Source organism: Allocoleopsis sp., assembly GCF_036703385.1.
In the GTDB taxonomy this organism is placed as follows: Bacteria; Cyanobacteriota; Cyanobacteriia; order Cyanobacteriales; family Coleofasciculaceae; genus Allocoleopsis.
Window position 1 is genome coordinate 1 of sequence record NZ_DATNPA010000032.1, and the last position, 2,408, is coordinate 2,408.

General features: G+C 48.1%; 2 protein-coding genes. Both read left to right on the plus strand.

All coding sequences use genetic code 11. The annotated features are described in order from the left end of the window. Positions 1–1,579: ATP-binding protein (locus V6C93_RS01645; protein ID WP_333474899.1), on the plus strand; the 1,579-nt coding region annotated here is incomplete at its 5' end. Positions 1,580–1,584: 5 nt separating this feature from the next. After that, a partial coding sequence (locus V6C93_RS01650; RefSeq protein ID WP_333474900.1) for a response regulator occupies positions 1,585–2,408 on the plus strand: 824 nt, incomplete at its 3' end.

A 2,408-nucleotide genomic window follows, 5' to 3' on the forward strand; every position in this document is an offset into this window, starting at 1 on the left:
AAATGCGCGTCTTTATCAAGACTTAGAAGCAGCAAATAAAAGCTTAGAGAGCAAGGTAGAACAGCGCACGCTGGAGTTGCAACAAGAAATTATCGATCGCAAACGCGCAGAACAAGTGGCTGAGGCTGCCAACCGAGCGAAAAGTGAATTTTTGGCGAATATGAGCCACGAACTCCGGACTCCCCTGAATGGCATTTTAGGTTATACCCAAATCCTGAAGAAAGACAGAGCGTTAACAGATCCACAAAAGAATGGTCTGAACACCATCCATCGTTGTGGCGAACATCTACTGATGTTGATTAACGATGTTTTGGACTTGTCCAAAATCGAAGCTCGAAGAATGGAACTCTACCTCAACGATTTCCAACTTCGAGACTTTCTGGAAGAGATTGTTGCAATCTGTCGAATCCGGGCAGAGCAAAAAGGAATATTGTTCACCTATAAAGTGCTTTCGCCACTTCCAAAATTAATTCGGGCAGATGAGAAACGGTTGCGGCAAGTTCTGATTAATCTCCTGAGCAATGCGGTTAAATTTACCGAAAACGGTGGGGTAACCTTTAAAGTTGGATATGTCGATCATTTTGAAGACTCAGCCTTAACTCAAACCTCATCCAAACTTCGGTTTCAGGTAGAAGATACGGGCATTGGAATAACACAAGAGCATCTCCAGGAAATCTTTTTACCATTCCGACAAGTCAGCGATCGCCATCGTCAGATTGAAGGAACTGGATTGGGATTAGGCATCAGTCGCCAACTCGTTCAACTGATGGGAAGTGACATCAACGTGCAGAGTACGCCTGGAAAAGGAAGCATTTTCTGGGTTGATTTAGATCTGGCTGAAGTTGACTGCCCCTCTGATATTCCCTCTCCAGATCGCCGCTGTGTTCGTGGATATCAAGGCGGCAAGCGAAAAATCCTGGTAGTGGACGACAGAGAGGAAAATCGCCTGGTTCTGACCAATATGCTACAGCCGTTAGGATTTGAAGTGGTAGAGGCGATCGATGGTCGGGAGGCTCTGCACAAGGCACACCAGTTTCGACCTGATGCGATTTTGATGGATTTGGTGATGCCTGTGATGGATGGGTTCGAGGCAACCCGTCAAATTCGGATGTCTCCAAGCTTACAGCAGACGGTTATTATTGCCACCTCGGCTAGTGCATTTGATATGGATCGACAGCAGAGTCGAAACGTCGGCTGCCATGATTTTCTACCGAAGCCAATCCACGAAGCAGAGCTATTGGAGCGATTATCCCTTCATCTGAAGCTAGAGTGGATTTATGAAGAATCAAGCGCTGAGCGAAAGGACTCAGTTCAACCGACTCTACTGGCAGGGCAAAGCCCTCCAGCACCCAACACTCAAGATGCTTCTCCATTGATAGCTCCCCCTGCTGAAGAAATCGCAGCGTTACTCAACTTAGCAATGATGGGCGATCTCCAAGCAATTGCTGAACGAGCGGCTAAATTAGAAACGCTCGATCCACAGTTGATTCCCTTTGCCACCCATCTTCGCCAACTCGCTAAAGGCTTCAAAGCACGGCAAATTCGGGAGTTTATCAAACAATTTCAGATGTCAGAATAAGTATTATGGCTGAAAAGGGAGTCATCCTAATCGTGGATGACACACTGACCAATTTAGAAGTCCTGTTTGGCTGTCTGACCAATGCTGGCTTCAGAATTTTAGTGGCGGAAGATGGTGAAAGTGCGATCGAGAACGCCAAGTATGCTTTACCTGATTTAATCCTGCTCGATATCCTAATGCCCGGTGTAGACGGGTTTGAAACGTGCCGTCGTCTGAAAGCGGATCGAGCAACAGCAGACATTCCAGTCATTTTTATGACCGCCCTGAGTGAAACTGTAGATAAAGTGAAAGGCTTCAGCCTGGGTGCGGTGGACTATGTTACGAAGCCCTTTCAACAAGAAGAGGTGTTAGCTAGGGTTCAAGCCCATGTGAGTCTCCGACATCTAACTCGGCAGCTTCGAGAACAGAATACACGACTAGAACAGGAAATCCAGGAGCGTCAGCGGAAGGAGGTGGCTCTGTCCCAGAGTGAGGAGCGATACCGCCTGCTGGTTGAGAGGGTCAAAGACTACGCAATTTTTATGCTCGACCCCAGCGGACGGATTGTGAGCTGGAATAGTGGAGCAGAGCGGATTAAAGGCTATCGGGCAGACGAAATTATCGGTCAGTCGTTCTCCCGCTTTTATCCCTCGTCGGAAATTCAGCGCGGTCGTCCTCAACGGTTGCTAGAAATAGCCGCCACCGAGGGTCAAGTGCAGGATGAAGGGTGGCGCGTTCGCAAAGATGGATCGCGATTTTGGGCAGATATTGTGATTACTGCTCTGCGAGATGAGGCGGGAAACCTACGCGGCTTTACAAAGGTGACGCGGGATATCACCGATCGCAAACG